General features: G+C 36.6%; 18 protein-coding genes. 5 read left to right on the top strand and 13 right to left on the bottom strand.

The features are described 5' to 3' along the window. Positions 1 to 53 precede the first annotated feature (53 nt). The 12 genes from MKY78_RS03580 to MKY78_RS03635 all read right to left on the bottom strand — a co-directional run bounded on the left by MKY78_RS03580 (position 54) and on the right by MKY78_RS03635 (position 11,707). Positions 54 to 1,574, bottom strand: a complete 1,521-nt coding sequence (locus tag MKY78_RS03580; RefSeq protein WP_186869165.1) for a sugar ABC transporter ATP-binding protein — start codon at positions 1,572 to 1,574, stop codon at positions 54 to 56. Between the two features lie 77 nt (positions 1,575 to 1,651). Beyond that, a complete protein-coding gene (locus MKY78_RS03585) occupies positions 1,652 to 2,767 on the bottom strand; it encodes a sugar-binding protein (RefSeq protein WP_339216286.1) in 1,116 nt (371 codons plus the stop codon). A 315-nt stretch (positions 2,768 to 3,082) separates the two neighbouring features. Continuing rightward, positions 3,083 to 3,487 carry a DUF3221 domain-containing protein gene (locus MKY78_RS03590; RefSeq protein ID WP_339216288.1) on the bottom strand — a complete coding sequence of 135 codons (405 nt, stop codon included), beginning with the start codon at positions 3,485 to 3,487 and terminating at the stop codon, positions 3,083 to 3,085. A 636-nt stretch (positions 3,488 to 4,123) separates the two neighbouring features. Further along, positions 4,124 to 4,876, bottom strand: a complete 753-nt coding sequence (locus MKY78_RS03595; RefSeq protein ID WP_339216290.1) for an AAA family ATPase — start codon at positions 4,874 to 4,876, stop codon at positions 4,124 to 4,126. Between the two features lie 95 nt (positions 4,877 to 4,971). Continuing rightward, the gene (locus MKY78_RS03600; protein ID WP_339216292.1) at positions 4,972 to 6,462 is read right to left on the bottom strand and encodes a PH domain-containing protein; all 1,491 of its coding nucleotides are present in this window, start codon (positions 6,460 to 6,462) and stop codon (positions 4,972 to 4,974) included. Then, a complete protein-coding gene (locus MKY78_RS03605; RefSeq protein WP_186869160.1) occupies positions 6,462 to 6,950 on the bottom strand; it encodes a PH domain-containing protein in 489 nt (162 codons plus the stop codon). Before MKY78_RS03605 ends, MKY78_RS03600 begins: the two co-directional genes overlap by 1 nt. A 38-nt stretch (positions 6,951 to 6,988) precedes the next feature. Further along, on the bottom strand, positions 6,989 to 7,483 hold the full coding sequence (locus tag MKY78_RS03610; protein ID WP_339216295.1) for a hypothetical protein: 495 nt from the start codon (positions 7,481 to 7,483) through the stop codon (positions 6,989 to 6,991). Positions 7,484 to 7,763: 280 nt separating this feature from the next. Next, positions 7,764 to 9,050, bottom strand: a complete 1,287-nt coding sequence (gene dnaB / locus MKY78_RS03615; RefSeq protein WP_339216296.1) for a replicative DNA helicase — start codon at positions 9,048 to 9,050, stop codon at positions 7,764 to 7,766. Beyond that, the gene (locus MKY78_RS03620; RefSeq protein WP_339216297.1) at positions 9,031 to 9,372 is read right to left on the bottom strand and encodes a replicative helicase loader/inhibitor; all 342 of its coding nucleotides are present in this window, start codon (positions 9,370 to 9,372) and stop codon (positions 9,031 to 9,033) included. Before MKY78_RS03620 ends, dnaB begins: the two co-directional genes overlap by 20 nt. Beyond that, on the bottom strand, positions 9,372 to 10,097 hold the full coding sequence (locus tag MKY78_RS03625) for a DnaD domain protein (RefSeq protein WP_339216299.1): 726 nt from the start codon (positions 10,095 to 10,097) through the stop codon (positions 9,372 to 9,374). Before MKY78_RS03625 ends, MKY78_RS03620 begins: the two co-directional genes overlap by 1 nt. 27 nt (positions 10,098 to 10,124) lie before the next feature. Continuing rightward, positions 10,125 to 10,313, bottom strand: coding sequence for a helix-turn-helix domain-containing protein (locus tag MKY78_RS03630; RefSeq protein ID WP_186869156.1), 189 nt, complete (start codon positions 10,311 to 10,313; stop codon positions 10,125 to 10,127). Positions 10,314 to 10,810: 497 nt separating this feature from the next. Further along, complete coding sequence (locus MKY78_RS03635; RefSeq protein WP_339216303.1) at positions 10,811 to 11,707, bottom strand: DUF2268 domain-containing protein; 897 nt, start codon at positions 11,705 to 11,707, stop codon at positions 10,811 to 10,813. A 668-nt stretch (positions 11,708 to 12,375) separates the two neighbouring features. Here MKY78_RS03635 and MKY78_RS03640 point away from each other — a divergent pair. From MKY78_RS03640 to MKY78_RS03655, 4 genes are all read left to right on the top strand, one after another. After that, positions 12,376 to 13,281, top strand: a complete 906-nt coding sequence (locus MKY78_RS03640) for an aminoglycoside phosphotransferase family protein (protein WP_186869155.1) — start codon at positions 12,376 to 12,378, stop codon at positions 13,279 to 13,281. 165 nt (positions 13,282 to 13,446) lie between these two features. Further along, positions 13,447 to 13,875, top strand: a complete 429-nt coding sequence (locus MKY78_RS03645) for a hypothetical protein (RefSeq protein WP_339216305.1) — start codon at positions 13,447 to 13,449, stop codon at positions 13,873 to 13,875. A gap of 86 nt (positions 13,876 to 13,961) precedes the next feature. Beyond that, on the top strand, positions 13,962 to 14,177 hold the full coding sequence (locus MKY78_RS03650) for a hypothetical protein (RefSeq protein WP_339216307.1): 216 nt from the start codon (positions 13,962 to 13,964) through the stop codon (positions 14,175 to 14,177). A 259-nt stretch (positions 14,178 to 14,436) separates the two neighbouring features. Next, positions 14,437 to 15,564 carry a CAP domain-containing protein gene (locus MKY78_RS03655; protein ID WP_339216309.1) on the top strand — a complete coding sequence of 376 codons (1,128 nt, stop codon included), beginning with the start codon at positions 14,437 to 14,439 and terminating at the stop codon, positions 15,562 to 15,564. Positions 15,565 to 16,323: 759 nt separating this feature from the next. Here the strand turns inward: MKY78_RS03655 and MKY78_RS03660 are convergent. Then, complete coding sequence (locus MKY78_RS03660) at positions 16,324 to 17,007, bottom strand: hypothetical protein (protein ID WP_339216311.1); 684 nt, start codon at positions 17,005 to 17,007, stop codon at positions 16,324 to 16,326. Between the two features lie 285 nt (positions 17,008 to 17,292). Between MKY78_RS03660 and MKY78_RS03665 the strand changes: the two genes are divergently transcribed. Further along, positions 17,293 to 18,576, top strand: a complete 1,284-nt coding sequence (locus MKY78_RS03665; RefSeq protein WP_339216313.1) for a DNA cytosine methyltransferase — start codon at positions 17,293 to 17,295, stop codon at positions 18,574 to 18,576. Positions 18,577 to 18,807 lie beyond the last annotated feature (231 nt).

The raw sequence follows: 18,807 nt of genomic DNA on the forward strand, positions 1-18,807 counted from the left end.
TTATTTTTCAGTAATGATTTTAATTCAGCAAAAAAACTCAATGGTTCCACCCCCTATTGTGTTGCAAGTTCCATAATATTTTCTTGTGTTGCTTCCTCAGCCAATAGCTCACCTTTCATTTCACCTTCTGCCATGACGTAAATACGGTCACTCATTCCTAATACTTCTCCAAGCTCAGATGAAATCATAATGATACTCATTCCCTCAGCGATGAGACGATTCATAATCGTATAGATCTCAAACTTTGCCCCTACATCGATCCCTCTCGTTGGCTCATCGAGAATAAGAATATTCGGCTCAATAAATAACCATTTCCCCAGTGAAACCTTCTGTTGGTTTCCACCACTTAAATTACCAACCAATTGTTCAATAGAAGACGCTTTAATCGTGAGGTCCTTCTTATATTGATCGGCAATCTTTACCTCTTCATTTTCATTAATAACATGACTGACAGATATCGCTTTTAAATTGCCAATGGAAATATTATTCTTAATATCTTGTGTTAAAAACAATCCATCACCTTTACGGTCCTCTGTCACATAAGCAATTCCAGCCTTTATCGCATCACTCGTGTGCTTAAATTTCCTTGTGACACCATCGACCTTTAATTCGCCTTGGAGTTTATAGGACTTTGGATTTCCAAAGATACTTTGGGCGAATTCCGTACGTCCTGCTCCCATTAACCCTGCGATTCCAACAATTTCGCCTTTTTTTACATGAAAATCTATATGATGAAGAATTTGTTTACCTAATTGCGTATCATAGGCAGACCAATTCGATACTTCCAAAATCGTATCGCCAAAGCTTTTCTTCTCACGCTTTGGATAAATGTCATTAATTTCTCTTCCAACCATATTTTTTATAATATTGTTTTCCGTTATTTCGCCTTTTGAAGCTTGTAGTGTACAAATGGTGTTTCCATCTCGAAGCACGGTTGCACTATCTGCTATCGAAATAACCTCTTTCAGCTTATGGGAAATCATAATACTAGTAATCCCTTGTTTCTTTAACTCCCGAAGTAAATGTAATAGATTCTCACTATCATCTTCATTTAATGCCGCGGTTGGCTCATCTAATATAAGTAGCTTTACATCCTTGCTTAATGCTTTGGCAATTTCAATCAGCTGTTGTTGTCCAACTCCCAAATCCTTTACTAGACGCTCTGGGTCCACCTTTAGATTTACTTTTTCCAGTACTTTTTTGGCGGCATGAATCGTATTGTTCCAATCCACGACCCCTTTATGGTGGATTTCATTACCGATAAATAAATTTTCATATACGGGAAGGTCAGGAAATAAGGCAAGCTCCTGATAGATAATGGCGATTCCTGCATTTTCACTATCATTTATCGTTGTAAACTGTTGAATTTCACCTTCGAAAATAATATTGCCTTCATAAGTCCCATAAGGATAAACCCCACTTAATACCTTCATTAGGGTTGATTTTCCTGCTCCATTTTCTCCAACTAAACAGTGAATTTCGCCTTTTTCGACTTTGAAATTCACATTACTCAATGCTTTAACACCTGAGAATTCCTTGGTTATTTGATCCATCTCTAGAATGTATTCACTCATTGCTCCCACCCTTTTAAGACAAGTTAGAATGGTGAAATAGTAATAGTTTGCCTATTACTACTTCACCTGCCAAGCTATTATTCTAGTCCTGTAAATTCATCTGCTTCATAGTAGTCCGTATCAATGAGTTCTGATTTCACATTGTCTTTATTCACTACAATAACGTCGGTTTGTTTTGCTTTAATATCTACAGAGCCATTGTTGTAAGAACCAGTTGTTTCTGGTGTTTTATCTTCTAACACATCAACAGCCATTCCCATTGCATCCGTTACAAGGGTACGAACATCTTTAAATACGGTCATCGTTTGTTTACCATCGATAATGTATTGGATAGAAGCTTTCTCTGCGTCTTGACCTGTAACAACAAAGCTAGAAATGGCCGGATCAGATGAGAATACATCAGCAATAGCACGAGCTGTACCATCATTTGGTGCTAGGATTGCTACATCTCCTTTTAAGTCATTGCTTACAGCTGTTAAATGTGTTTCAGCCTTATTCTTCGATTCATTTGGATCCCAGTTCGTTGTAACCTGACCTAAGATCGCACTCATTTCATCACGAGTAAGCTCTGGCTTATCCTTTAATTTCTCTGCTTCACTGGAGTTAGCAATAACAAATGTACCGTCGGCAATCTTTGGCTGAAGTACTTTCCATGCACCCTCAAAGAATAAGAACGCGTTGTTGTCAGACGAAGCACCAGCATATAAATAAAGTGGAACATTAGAGCCTGATGCATGATCAATTAAATATTGTCCCTGTGCCTCACCAACCGCTACACTATCAAACGTTACATAGTAATCCACCGCATCGGTGTCGGTAATTAATCGGTCATAGGCAATTACGGTAATTCCTTCTGCCTTTGCAGCCTCAACCGCAGCACCGGCAGCTGCACCATCATGAGGAGCAATAATCAGTACTTCAATCCCTTTACTAATTAATGTCTCCACATTTTCTTTTTCCTTAGCCGATGAACCTTGGCTAAACAGAATTTCAGTTGTATGATCAGACCCCTCTAAAGCAGCCTTAAATCGTTCCTCATCCTGCACCCATCTTGGTTCATCCTTTGTAGGAAGAACAATACCTACACTTACAGCTCCACCACTACCACTGCTTGAGTCACTACAAGCAGCAAGTACAAATACTGCCAGGATAGCAACTAATCCTAAGGCAAATACTTTCATTGAATGTTTCAACTTAATCTCCCCTTTTATAGTTCTTCTTTACTACATGTTTCATTATATAAGCGATTCATCCATATGAAAGCGTTAACAAGTGGTAATATTTTAATTTTATCTGTATTTTTTTAACAATGTGTTAACATTTTTAGGACTGTATTCACTAAAATAAGGGCAGGTATCCTACTATCATGTAGAATACCTGCCCTTATTTTAGTGATCCATTTATTCTTCCTTCGCATTCATGATAATCTCTACCCGGCGGTATAAAAAGAGAACAAAGATTTTTTCTTTGTCCTCTTACATATAAAATAAGTATTGGTGTTAAAAAGTCTAGTCACGCTTAATTACTTCTACATGATAAGCAGAAATTCTACTTGGATTAGATTCTATTAAATAATCACCATAAACGGTTACTTTTTGATTAATTTTTAGGTCATTAAATAATTTGTCATTCTCAGCATCTTTATTCTTTGATACTATTGTGATCTCAGAACCATAGTCTGAAGTAAAAAAACCAAATATTCTTTCTCCAATACTTATAGATTCATCTGCTATCCATATTGTGTCAGTTCTTTTAGAGACTATATAACCCTCTATCGTAATATAATTTTCAGGTAGTTTTTGTAAATCACTAGATGTTTCCTTTTCGGATAATATGTCTTTAAAATTTATAGAAAATAATAAAGTTAGTAAACAAGCTAATAGTAACCTTTTATACGGTGGGGTCTTATCCATTTTAAACATCTCCAACCATTTAGTTTATTACTATTTAGTAGAACCATAGAAGTAAATAAATTCGTGAAATCTCTTCTAATCTTTGGCCACTAAATGTGTCCTTATTATAAAGGATTCACTCCTTTACCTAATTCCTCTCCAGTTAAAGAATCAATGACAGATTTATCTCTATCCTTATCGTATTTTCAAAAATTATATTAACATATTTTTAAAACTTTACAAATATTTATAATAATCATTTTAAAATAGTTCTAATAGTTTTATAATCATGATAAATAGCAATCTGCAGCTTCACATTAACCACGGTGGAAATAGTATAGCAAGGTTAACAAATATTACATCTTGGTAAACCGGTGCTAATGATTTTAAGTGGATACACAATGGTTCAAGTTATACCAAAAGAGGTAGCCATGAAGTAGGTGTTACTATCAATGGAACGTACGTTTTAGGTATAGTTATTGATGGTAAGCCTCTTGGCTATTCATGGGATAAGCGTTTTGACAGATACCTTAATGTAGGTTTAATTAGATAATTAGTAAAAAGTCGAGTAGTAGTAGGTTATCCCGCTGCTACTCGACTATAATGATACATAGATTCCCTCTTTACCTAATCTCGCCCCTCACAGAAAGAACTACCTCACTTCAACAAATGATGCAATAATCGTTCCCTATCCTCAAAGAAGCTTTTCATCGTTTTATAATGTCCTGTTTCTTCTAATGCCAACTCCTCCATTCCCTCTTCCGTAAGCTGAATGATTTTGGCATTTGGATAAGCCATGATGATTGGCGAGTGAGTGGAAATGATAAACTGACTTTCCTCGTTTACTAGCTCATGAATCCGGGATAGCATCGACAATTGTCTTAAAGGAGATAAGGCCGCTTCCGGTTCATCCAAAATATATAGGCCATTTTCACCAAATCGATGGATAAATGCTGCAAAGAATGACTCACCATGGGACTGCTCATGAAGTGATTTTCCACCATAGGAATCAATAATTCTACCTCCAAGTATTTCCTTATCTAACTCCTCAATGTGCGTTGCTACATTATAAAAGGATTCCGCCCGAAAGAAAAAACTATTCTTCGGCCGGTATCCACCTTTTGCAATCCGTAAATAATGATGTAAATCGGAATGGGAGTCATAACTAGAGAAGTTAAAATTTAATGTACCACCTTCAGGATTAAACCCTAATCCAATCGCAATCGCTTCTAATAACGTCGACTTCCCCATCCCATTTTCCCCGATAACATATGTCACATTCGGATGAAAGTCGATCTTTTCAAATTCCTGGACTACCGGTAGATTAAATGGGAACGTTTGAAAGGATGCTATACTCTCTCGTTTTAAATCGATGCTTTTTAGATATTGTGTATCCTTATCTAATAGCATGGTCACGCCCCTCTCTTTTCTCCATTTCTATACGATTATTTCCTCGGAAATATAGGAATATTGTCGAATGACGACTTCGAGAATTCTATAAAGCACTACTTCACTTGTACATCCTGCCTTCGTTGTACATACCACGTATTCATCGCAGCCGCATATTCAAACGGAATATCCTGAATCGTCTCGTGACGAGGTGGGATAGAACGATTAATGGTAGTGACAGACGCAACCGAAAAAAATCGCTGTAACACCGATTGCGAATAGTTCATTTCAATCACATTTTTCCTTTTCGTGATAAACATGCTACTCGTAAAGCCCCCATGCCACCACAGAACCTGATCTTCTGTAAAGGCATATTTCGTGTGCACATAATCCAGTATGCGCTGGACAACAATCAACACAAATAGCCCGATAATCGCAATCCACCATGCTTGCTTTATTTGAAAAAGGTCTGGTTTGAAATAAATTAAAGCAATCGTTGCAATTATCCATACCCAGCTTGGCCTTACTAGCTTCACCCATAATGCATTACGAGGAAGCCTGTGCAATGCTACATCTAATTGATAGCTTGGCATTAATTCTTCAATTAATTGATAAGCCTTCGCTACAGGTAAGAAAGGATAAAGTGAATTTACATTTACCTCACCATCTAGAATGCGGTTAGAGGAGCTAATTAATTTCACTTCCGCTAAGCCAAATAACCGCTTAATCCATGTCTGGGTAATCTCCAAGCCTTGAATTTTCCTTTTCTCAATGACGAACTGACTTTCATCCAGTACACCGCGCTCAATGTAGATATGGGTTGCATCAGAGGAAATCTCATATTTCCCAAAACGTATAAACGTTCTAGCAACACCAAATCCAACTGCAACGAAGACTAACAAGATAATCAAGATGGCAACTAACCACTTACTAGCTAGTAACAATTGAAGGATTCCTTCCACCTCATCCTCGTCAGGTAAGAAGGGCTGAATATAATCCCACGCCCCAAAAGCAATGGGAATAATAGCTAAGAAGCTTAGCGATGTGAAGCTTGCCTTCCATAAATCCTTTCGTTCTGGGGTGAAATGAATGGTTCTCCTTGGCTTGGATACGGGTTCTTCCACCGGCACTTGTTCCTCTAGCTCGATATGATTGGTAGTTTCGGTTTCATTCTCTTTACCAGCTCGAACCAAGTCTGTCAAATAGTTCGCATGATCCTTTGTTACCACATCAAAATGAATGGAATCATCCTCCCCATCCATCGCTGTTTCAAATGTTATCGAGGTAACACCAAGTATTTTATGGAAAACCGTTGTTTTTCTCGTTACATTTTGAACTTTCGAGAATGGAATCGTATTTGTCTGCTTCACAAAGACCCCTTTATAGAGGTGAAAGGTGCGTTCATGCCATTCATATTTCTCCACAAACCACGCAAGAACAATATGTATGAGTCGTAATACCGCAATGCTGATAAAGGCATACCGACCATATTCAAAAAGCCAAAACTCAGAATCCTTTCTAAGCACAAATAAGAGAAGAATAATAAAAAAGCTGTTTTTTACAAATTGATAGATTCGAAAAGCAATGGTCAATGGATGGTATCGCATTATTCATCCACTTCCTTCAACTTCGCATATTCGATTAACCGCTCCCTTAATTCGAGCGCTTTCGTTTCTTCTAAAGCTGGAATCACATGGGAAGACCCCATCGTTTCAACCTTAATGGAACGGGTCTGATAGCGTTTCATAATTGGACCTTGTACAGTTGATACGGATTGAACCTTTGTCATCGGAACGGTTACCCATTCCTTTTTCAGCACGCCATAGCTTAATTGTAAATATTCTTCATCCACCTGATAGCTCCAGCTCCGGTACAAATAGATTGGCTCGATAAACGACCAAATAAACCCTATTATCGTAAACACAAGTGCCGCCAGCAATATCCAAAAAGCCCACATCGGCCATGCGAATAGCTGATATAACCAAAATAGGATTCCAACCACTACCAATCCACCCAAATTGGTTAGCGTGTCCGAAATCATGCGTATTTTAGGGAAGGATGGTGATAACGTATGTGCTAATTTTCTATCACGCATATGTAGAGACCTCCTTATTATTGGAAACAGTAGATCCGTTATTTTTTCTTTCTACCATGATATAGCAACTCTATTATTAAGATAATGAAAGCCACTCCTAGTGCAATGATAAAGCTATTCATTTGGTTGATCTTCTGTAATAGCGCGATCCAATAGAATACGAATGTTCGAGAAAGCAGGATAATGACATAATAGATGATCCCTTTTCCAACTATGTATTTTACCACTATCTCTACAATACTATCTATTGTAAAGAGATAAATGAGGATGAAAATGGTCAGCATGATTAATTGATTCGTACTTAACTGTAGAGAAAACAGCATATCGACTACATTTGCTGAACCAAGTATCGTCAATAATAGGATGGCAATCGCAATCGCTGGCATTAAGGCTAGCAATACCGAAACAAACCAAACCATCCATATACTCATCTTCTCCTCTTCTGGTTCTTTTTGATTACTTTTGTACACAAATGCTAAAATCAATACCAATGAAATACTATAGACAACTGCTAACGTAATGATGATTTTCATACAACACATCCTATCTATTAGACTTTTTTTCTTTCTAAAATAGATAATAGAGGGGCGTCTGATAACTATAGTACGAAAATACAGACTAAAAGTTTCACGATAATTTTTTTTAAAACAGGGCCAAAACTCCCTCATCCATGATAATTGAAAAGCTGTCGGGGTTCTAGATAGCTATACCTCCATTGTCATCATCCTTCCTAACTTTTCCTAGTGTACCTTTTCCCTTAGTGAATGGACAGAAAACGATCACCTAGGAACTCTAACAGCCTGACTTCCTTTACTATCTACTTATTACAACTTTGTCCTGCTTTCCTGCCTCAAACCGCCCATATTCCTGCTGAAATTTCATTCGTACTGTACCGGTTGGACCATTTCGCTGTTTGCCAATAATAATTTCAATTTGTTCTGCCTGTTCCGTATCCCGATGGTAATAATCGTCCCGATACAAAAAGGCAATGACATCTGCATCCTGTTCGATGTTCCCAGAGTCCCGGAGATCGGACATCATGGGACGCTTGTCCTGTCTGGAGTCTACCCCTCTAGACAATTGTGAAAGTAGCACAATCGGAATATTCAACTCCATCGCTAGTAGCTTTAACTCGCGCGTAATCTCCCCTATCTCTAAGTCACGTCGATTCATTTTGACTGCCGGTGTAATCAGCTGCAGGTAATCTATAATCGCCACATGCTTCTTCGTTGGTTGTTTATAGACGAGCTTCCGAATGGTTGCCCGAATCTCCTGGACTGTACGCTTCTGGTCATAAATTCGCAAATCCCAATCGGCAATCTCCCCAATAGCCCGAAGTGCATGCTCGTAATCCCGTTGAGAAAATGTCATCCTCCGCCACTTCTGACTGTTAATCAGCCCCTCCGCCGAAATGACACGCTGCAATAATTGCTTCGTCCCCATCTCTAAGCTAAAGATAGCCGCCGTCCCACCATTCTTACAAATCCCTGCTGCAAGATTAAGAGAAAAGGCTGTTTTACCAACGGAGGGCCTGGCTGCAATAATAATTAAATCCCCACGCTGAAAGCCTCCTGTCATCGCATCCAGCTCCCCATAAGTCGTTAACAGTCCCGAGGATACCCCATCCGAAAAGCACATATCATCGGTAATTTCTAACAGATAATCATAGGTCGTCTTCTCCGTTTTATCCACACCAATGGTCTGAAAATCCTGCAGTCGCTGGATTAGCCTATCTAATGCTTGCTCATTTGGGGCCGTGGCATATTGCAATACATATTCCCGTGTTTTTCGATTCCGATATGCATCGAGCATCAGCCGCTCATGCTGGGTAATGCTCTCCGTTGAAGCAACAGATTCCGCCATCTCCAGAAGATAAGTGGTCCCCCCAACCGCCTCGATCGCTTGCCCGAGAAATGTCGTCACAACGACGATATCGATAAACTCCCCCTGACTGACCGCCTGCTTCATCGCCTGATAGATAGTCTTATGTTTAGCAAAGTAAAAATGCTCCTCCTGCACGGTAATCTGCTGAAATAACGAACCATCTAGCAATACCGCCCCAAGCACCGCTACCTCCGCTTCATAGTTTTCCAGCTTCATAGCCTGACTTCTTCCTCACTAAATTCTGCAATTCCGTATGAAATCGCGCCTTCAATTCAGGGGCTACTTGCTGAGCCTCTTCCGCCCACACCTGCATCTCCTCCAGGTAATCATTTTCTACCTGTATCGGTGCAGCGATGTCAGCAATCGTTGGTGGGAAGGGATTTTGCGAAACATAGTGGGTAAGGTTATCCATCACCTGTTGGTAATCCATCTTCTCTAATAGCGGAATCAAAAATGTCATCCGCTCCTTTTTCACATTAAACTTCGGATATAGCTCCTTAATCAACTGTAAAATATCAATTGCTTCCTGCCGGTTCACTAGCCCTCCCTCCTCAATTCATCAAATAACGCCTGATAATCATCCTGCTTATTTTTCGGAAATGGAACAGTCTTTTGCACCTGTTTTAACCGAGCCTTCCGATAAGCTAGCACGTCTTTTACCGTCTCCAGCCCATTTTCAAGCCATTCCTCTAAAATTCTCACCACATACTTTACCGTCCTCGCACCGTTATCCGCCCCATGCTCAATCGCCGCCAAAATCAATTCATCCGACATCTTATCCCTATAGCTGAGCAATTCTTCCCGTCCGAAAATACTCATCATGCCAATATGTGCTTCATAAAAATAAATAATCGCTTGCTCATCCATCTGTCTTTCTTGTCCTTGTCCATGTCTTTGTCTATGTATGGGCAAATATTTTGACCGATAGGGGTCTACAATTTGGACTGCCTGGTCAACAGAATGGACAGATGAGTCAAGTGTTTGGACTAAGGAAATAAGTTGATATTCCCCAGCACACCCCTTTGATCCTTTCTTATAATGAATTAACTTGTTCTCCTTTAGCATATTTCTCGCATTAATAAGCCCCTGCTTCGATAAACCTGTTATTTCCTGAAGGGTAGAATTTGGTGCATTGAACTTCCTTTTCCACCCGACGGTAGCATTCACTTCCATTAAGGCATACCACAAGGAAATTGCACTATTCGTTAGTTTATGCTTCTTTGCCCATTTTCGAAAAGCCATCGTTTCCAAATTAAAATCCATTATCATTCCCTCACTTTCCTAGCTTTTTTATTCATTATCCAGACTCTTCTTCGCCTCGTCTTGTACCCATAAATCGATGGAATCCTTCGTAAATAAAATCCGATTCCGTAGCTTTAGATGTGGAATCTGCTTTAGCTTGACCATGGTGTAGATCGTATCCGTGTGCACACCTAGATAATTGGCAACTTCCTTGACCGTTAAAGTTCGTCGTTCCATGATAGACCTCCTTTCCTTTAGCAAGTTGTTGGTTTATTTCGGATTGTTTTGGTTCTTCATAGTTATAATCGTGGCGAGGGAGGAAAAAGAGGCATTATAGGTAAAAAAATTTGAGGATTTTGGAACGGTAAAGAGCATTTTTGTTTAGGATGGGTATGCTTTCGTTGATAGAATGAAATAGTTTTGGCTCGATATATTGAAACACCTATTTTCCAAGTACTAACTAGAGTTTTAGGATTCTATACGGAATGACGAAGGACTTCTGAGATAAATGAGTATTCGGAAAATAGCGGGATAAGAGGATTGAAAGAAGGAGGGTGGCAATGCGCTTACTAAGAACCCATAATCATATTTACACTTCATCATACCAAGAATATTAAAACTGGTAGATTGGGCATCTTAGTTGTTATTATTTCATTTTCCTTTGTTTTATTGAGCATTTAATAAGAAAGGCATTACTAAACTATCACAGTAATGCCATCATTAGTATATACATGTTATTTAGAAAACAGTCCACTATTGCATAGTATTTCATCTGTGCCAAGTAAGGTAGCTTCTTCTATCCCAACATTATTGGTTTCCATGAAAGACTGTACTGCATGGTAGCCTACTGCATAACCTGCAAATGGTGATAGGCCAACAGGTTGATAGCCTTGTTCCTTTGCAATGGTATCACCAAACATATAACTGCTAACCTCAGCGAATCCTTTAATATCTAAAGCATCGTTTATAACTTCTTTTGAATATTCTAAGTCCTCCTTATCAAAAGAAGTAATCCAAGGACCTAAACGATCTTCTCCATAGAGTTCTTTTGCAAATGACTCAGCTAAACCCTCTATAATTAAGTAATCACCAACGGTAACGTCTCCATGATCCCAATCAAAATATGAAAAACGGATATTATGATGGAATTCATGTGCAATTACAGCAGGAATCCTAGGAATATTATAGGAGTTTGGGTAAATAGACACTTGAATAAACCCCGGAATTCCTCCAAAACCACAATAACCCTTTTGTAATTCGAGCTTCTTCGGGTCAGCAATATACATACCAAACCTCAATTCATCTGCATTCACATTTATATTATTTTTTTCAATAAAATCAATACAATGATTCAAGGTGCTATGTGCTGTTTGAAGGGCCTGAATTTCTTTTAATTTTTCTAATGCTTGTCTTCCAGTTTGAGTATCTGATAGATTAAGATAGCCAAGCATATTTGTAGCCATTATTACATCATACCCATTAGGTTGTTTAGCCTTTAATGGAACATTAATCTTATTCCACATCTTTTCAAAGGGCTTCATCATTGAGTACCGATAATAATTTTCTTTATCTTCTTCCATTGAATACAATTTTTCGTATTGTTCAATTGTATCCTCCATTATTATTTTCATTACTACCACTTCTTATTTGATTGTTCGTATATACCCACTCATGAATCTTGCTAAACCCTCACCATACTGATCGTGAAACGTTCATCATTAATATAGAGTTTACCTAATCCAAGGGAGTAGTTAATAAATCTTTTATTTTAAAAGTCAACTTTTCTTTATTTGTTGCTTGTACCTTTTGGGATTAGGAGGATTGAACACGAAGGCATACAGGTTTATTATTGATGTTTTAAGGTTTGCTTCTGATTAGATTTGATAACCAGAATCAGTGATTTCTTTTAGGGTTAACAATTCTGCAATTCTCTCACCTTCCTATCCATCACTATGTACCTCCTTCAGTTACCAATATAAAGTTTTACGTTACGTTAAAGTCAATAGAAAGAAGATACTTTATCAAATCTAGATACTTATTTTTAAATGGAGAGCTTTTTTGTGAGCATTATGAGAGTTTATAGGAATTCCACACGATTATCCGATTATACAAATTAATTAATATAGCATTTTGTCACAGCTACCATAATGCAATATAATGAAACCCAGCGTGATAGTTAGATATTGATACAAAACCAACTAGCAGGCTTCATAAAAGTATGGATGACAGGTTTAATGAAAGGAAGAATAGATAACTAGATTATAAAGTTAATTTCCATTTTAATACCAGGGGTGAGGTTGTGAGTGAAAAATTAATAAAACAGATTCCAATAATAAGCGATTACAAAGAAATTATTGAAATTATAAAGGGCTTTTCCTCAGATGAAAAATTTCTTATACATATGCAAGATGGTAACAATAAATTTCTACTTCGGATGTTTGATTTAGAAGAGTTGGAAGTAAAGAAGACAGAATACTCTATTTTAGAAAAGATGCAAGATTATAATGTTACCTGTTCAAAACCGATTTCAATTGGTGGGGTAGGTAATCGAGGATATATGGTCACATCCTATATAGAGGGCAAGGATGCTGAGAATGAAATCCTAAAATACTCAGAACAAGAGCAATTGAATATTGGTATTGAGGCTGGAATAGAATTAAGAAAAATGCACCAATTATCTGCTCCAGCACATATTACTCCGTGGTATTCAAGGAAAGTTGCAAAACATAACAAATATATAGATGCCTACTTAGATTGTGGGGTAAAAGTTAAAAATGACCATATCATCATGAATTTTATTGATGATAATATTCATCTCATGAAACAACGCCCAAACGTATTTCAACATGATGATTTTCACCTTGGAAACATCATTGTGAATAATAAAAAATTCGCGGGAGTTATTGACTTTGGCAGGTATGATTGGGGTGATCCCATTCACGAATTTCTGAAGATAGGAATTTTTAGTCGTGGAGTAAGCATTCCCTTTTCAATTGGACAAATCAAAGGTTATTTTAATAATAAAGAACCAGATGAAGCTTTTTGGAGATTGTATTCACTATACTTAGCAATGTGCGTTTTCTCCACTGTAGTATGGACTTTAAAAACTATTCCAAACAACATGAATGAGATGTTAGATAAAGTGTATATGTATTTAGAAGATCATGATTACTTCAGTAGATTAAAACCCAAGTGGTATCAATAGAATCTTCCATGAGTCGGGGCAAGGTTATAAGACGGTCTTTGAATTAGATCGTCTTTTTCTATACGATTAATCCTATTATCGGAATATTATGTTAGGATTTAGATAGATACTATTGGGCCAGGTCAGTAAGGAAAAGTAACCATTTTATGGCATTGAGGTGAAGTTATGAAAAAACTAGTTTTGTTAATCCTCGTAATGGGGATCAGTTTGGTTGGATGTAGTCAAGATGCACCTAATAGTAATAGCGAAATGAACCTTTCCACAAAAGAAAGAGTTTATAGTAATACGTGGGACGGTAATCCTGTAATAGTTAAACAAAAAAATAGTAACAGTAATTATGAACTAATTAATGAAATAGATGATAGGGAAGTAGTTAATGAAATTATCGAGGCTTTAGATAATGCCGATTGGCAAGAGAATATCAAACTTGATATACGTCCCCCAGATTATCAATTTACTTGGAATTCTTATGAACACCATGTTTGGTTAAATGAAAATGGAACATTAGAACTGATCATCGTCGGACAATCGAATTATGTTACGTTATCTGAAGGAGCTTCTGAACGGGTATTTGAAATCTTAACTGGAAAATAATAACAAATTCCTTAAGCGGGCGTATGCGTTAAACAAGGTAAGCAAGCTAGATTTTTAACGAATCTATGTTAGATGGAGGGATTATATTGAAAGATAGAGAGACTAATGAGTTTGAGAATACGATACATGCTATTAATCGTCTTTCGGAAGAGGATGCTAAATCGTTGTTAAAATTAACCTATGGATTTGTTAATACTGCTATGACAGGGAATGGCGGGGATAAAATGAAATTAGAAGTTGTCGATAAGCTATCAGATATTTATAAACAAATTCCAGAATTAAACGAGTTAAGAGATAGATAAAAGCGCTTTGTTTAAACACCAATAATACGAAATAGAATATTACATGCTTATTTGGAATTTTTAATAGTACAAGATCGCTTCCCATTTCATAGGAATGTTCATTTCCAGTAAATACTCCGAATCAAATAAGCAAATACTGTTTCCTTTGAATAAACATTGTCGTATAATATTTTAATTCTCAAACTACTATTTCCCCACCCTTTTGTTCATACTGTTATTACGAATAATCTAGAAAGCTATAAAAATAAGGATGACGATCATGCCTAAATTAAGAACTATACTATTTTTAGTATTATTGATAGGGGTACTTTGGCATTTTTATGGTGATGCCTTCCAGGAATCTGGCTACCGAGGTACTTATGACAAAATGAAGCACGATGTAGAAGAAATAATGGATAGTCCCAGAATTGCCTTAACACTGGATACCCTTAAACAAGAATTTGAGCTTCTCTGGAATAAGTTCAGCTCGAATAAGGAGAATACTTCTCCTACAGAACCAACACCAGAAGCGCCAAAATTAACGCAGCCGACAGATCAAACCTTTTCAATCCATAATATTGAAATTGGTGATATGCGCTCCGAGGTGGAAAAACAAGTTGGAAAACCAAAGCGTTCCACATTAAATGAATACGGCGTCGAATGGGCTACCTACCATGAGAATTACCATAACTTCCTCATGGTAGCGTATGATTCCTCAGACAAGGTTGCTGGACTATACACGAATCAAGACTTATTAGCATCGAAAGTCGGAATAACATTCAACAGTTCGAGAAATGACGTATTGTCCACTCTAGATGACCCGATTAAAGCGATTCGCAAGGGGAGGATTCTCTACCAGGTACAAGAAACCGACGAGTACAATACCTTTCTAATCGATAACAATTATGTCACGATCTTTTATGATCTGCATGAAAACAATAGAGTGACTGCTATTCAAATCATCAGCGCTGATTTAGAAAAACAGAAAGCAGCCTATTTTGGAGATGCAACACCTGCATTACAACAAGGATTAGAATATCAATTATTCGACCTTACGAATGCTGAACGAGTAAAGCGAGGGCTCTCTGTCCTTTCTTGGGAAGAACCATTACGAAAAACAGCCCGTGATCACAGTGCAGACATGGCGAAGAATAACTACTTTAGCCATGAAAACCTAGAAGGAAAATCCCCCTTTGACCGAATGGCCGACGACGCCATATCCTTCCGTGGAGCTGGCGAAAACCTCGCAACCGGTCAGCCAAGCAGTATCTTTGCCCATGAAGGATTGATGAATTCGCTGGGTCATAGGGAAAATATCTTAAAAGCTGGATTTGATTCCTTAGCGGTTGGGGTTGCTTTTAATGAGGAGAATCAGCCGTTTTATACGGAGAATTTTTTGAGGAAGTGATGTACTCTATTATAAAATTAACTTGGTAAAAAATCTGATGATTATCTTATCTCTATCCCATCAACTTACTAGAGAGAAAATGCAAGGTCATCATCCAACTGTTATCTTCGAGATATCGGATATGAAAATACATTAGAACAATGGTAGGATTTTCAAAGACGTATTATATGAGTACAATGGGAATTTCTTATTCTATCCTTTCAATTATGAGCAAATTTCGGTATATTATCCAAGCGTGATTACGATTTTTCAAAATGCAGGGTTGATAGAAGTAAAGAGAGGATTTCTTATCTGAATTTAAGTCTGAACGAGCTGGTAGAATGGTTTGTTTTGCTGTAACTCGGTGGAATTTTTTCTGAGGGCGTGAATTAAAGTAAGAACGATTACAGGTAGTGGGAACGCTCTTGTACATCATTGAAGAGTCAAAAGTGGTTTAAAATTAATTATATAAAATAAGACCCCAGAATTTAGATCTTCACTAACTTTGGGGTCCAAAATCATTTGATTAGACTTCCTTTTTCTTTAATGAATAATATTCCTTGGCTTGTATTCTAATCTGAAACTATATACTTTCTTTATTAACAAATGAACCTTTCCTCAAATTTCTTATTAGTTTAATAATAGAAGTCCCATTTTTACATTTACCGAGTAATGGCAGTTATATTAAACATAGTAAAATCCTATTCCTACAGAAAACTACAAATTAATAGTTTATAAATCTTGTCTACAAGTACACTAAATTTAGCAAGATTGATATTTTTATCTTCTAACGTAAACTACTTTCTCCCTCCAACTGTGACCAGGTTGTGCCGTAAATTCATTTATTAGAAATCTAATATTATTTCTAATTGAACCAGTTACTGTTCTACCAGCACCTAAAATTCGATTAGTAAAAATAGATTGGAACTGACCATGTGGAACACAAACAAAAGAAAGTCTTACAATATTATCATTTTCATTATAGTCCATTATGAAGAAATAAGTTAAATTTGGAATCTCCCCGCTTATGCTATGATATACATAATGTTCAAGGTTTGCCTCCCAAGTCTTAGTCCCTTGTGTTAAAGTGGTATTTGAATCATATGTCGTTTCATTTCTTTCGACAGTTATTTTGTTTCCTCTAGCATCCAGATCAGAACCAGGTGCGGTAGATCTAGTTTTTGCATCAATATGTATTATTGCATCACCACACTCATAACAACTATCAGAAGATATAGTTGTAGAAGATACATACCATCCTAATTGACGACTAATTATTGACTCTAATACATTCTCGACTTTCTTTTCAAACATATTGCTTTTGGAACCTGGGTTAGCTGTTCTAACCAAATTCTTATGACTTGAGATTTGACCAAGTATTTCTCCTAAATGAGTTTCAATCATTTCACTAATAATCTTAAAGTACTTTAGTTCTAAACTCATTAGTTCATCATTATCTAACATGCTCCTCCCCCTATACCAGAAACTTATAATTTTTCAATTATTATACAGTTTTATATATTATATTTCAAAAAATAGAACCAAATATAAGAATAACTAAACAATTATTCTATTAGTTAATCTATTATGTATACAAAATTTATAAGCTTATGATAAAATGTTACTTTATTCATTTATTAAATCACACTTGCAATTAGAGCAAGTGTTCTTTATAATATGAATTAACAATATATTTTATTGATCTATGTTATGATATATTGGAGAATAAAATCGAATTTAGGTGATATTATGACTAATAATCCTACAGTAGTTTCCCTTTTTGCAGGTGCAGGTGGTATGGATAAAGGATTTGTTAATGCTGGTTTTGACATACTATGGGCCAATGATTTTGAGAAAGATGCAGTAGAAACTTATAAAAAAAATATAGGAAATCACATTGTTTTAGGGGATATAACTACAATTGATAGCTCGGATATCCCTGATTCTCCAGATGTAATTATAGGAGGTTTTCCTTGTCAAGGATTTTCGGTTGCAAACACTAAAAGAAATATGAAAGATAAGCGGAATTTTTTATATAAAGAAATGCTACGTATAATAAAAGATAAAAAACCAAAGTTCTTTTTAGCAGAAAATGTTAAAGGCATATTATCCATGGAGCAAGGTAAAGTCATTGAAATGATAAAAAATGACTTCATTTCATTAGGATATAAAGTTAATGTTAAACTTTTAAATGCAGCTGAATATGGTGTTCCTCAAGCGAGAGAACGAGTATTCATAATGGGAAATAGATTAGATTTGGAAAACAAATTCCCTGAACCAACACATGCAGACTTTGAAAATAGTACTCTACTTGAAGAGGAGTTATTCTTAAAGAACAAAAAACCATTTGTTACCGTCAAAGATGCAATAGGACATTTAGCTAATGTAAGAACTAGAGATTTACCTTTTGAGCATGAAGGAAAAATGATTTTTAACCATATCGCTTCCACCAATGTAAGCGATAAGTTTTATGGTAGAAAGCATGAAGTAAATCAAGCTGATGTCTGTGACTACTTAAAAGAATGGAGAAAAAAATCAGGGTTATCAGTAAAGAAAATAGATGAAATATTCGGATATAGACATACGGCTGGTCATTGGTTTAGAAAGGATAACAACTCTGGTTCTATCCCAAAGCCTGAAGATTGGTGGAAATTAAAAGAATTGCTTGGTTTCGATAATAAATTCGATAAACTTGTAACTGAATATGAAGAAAAAGAGATTAGATATGAGCAGTCTCTTAGAATAACTAATTGGGAACGTCCTAGTGATACAATAACAGCATCCGGACCAGAAATTCACATCAATAAGTTAAGACGTCTATCTGTAAGAGAATGTGCTATTTTACAAACTTTCCCTGATAATTTTGAATTCCTAGGAAGTCTAAACAGTCAGTATCGTCAAGTTGGCAATGCAGTACCAGTGTTGCTATCATACAAGATCGCAGAGTGTATAAAAGAACAACTTATATGTAATAAAGATAACCTTCTCTTAGGTACCACTCAAAGTGAAAAGAATTTAGTTGCAAATATGTAATAAATACTAATCGAGTAGAGAAGAAAGTTAAGTTCCTTCCACCGTACATACGGTTCCGTATACGGCGGTTCAATTTATATTACAATGTGTTACTTTTAAGTAGCAGCCTAAGGCAAAAGGAATCCCCCTTTGCCTTAGGCGTTTTTTAGATAATGCTTTTTGAATTACCTTCGATAGTCAAATGTAACAATGCCTCCTTCTACTGTACGTTAAGCCCTTTGCTTCTTCTTC

The organism is Ornithinibacillus sp. FSL M8-0202 (genome assembly GCF_037975285.1).
Taxonomy (GTDB): Bacteria; Bacillota; Bacilli; order Bacillales; family Amphibacillaceae; genus Ornithinibacillus; species Ornithinibacillus massiliensis.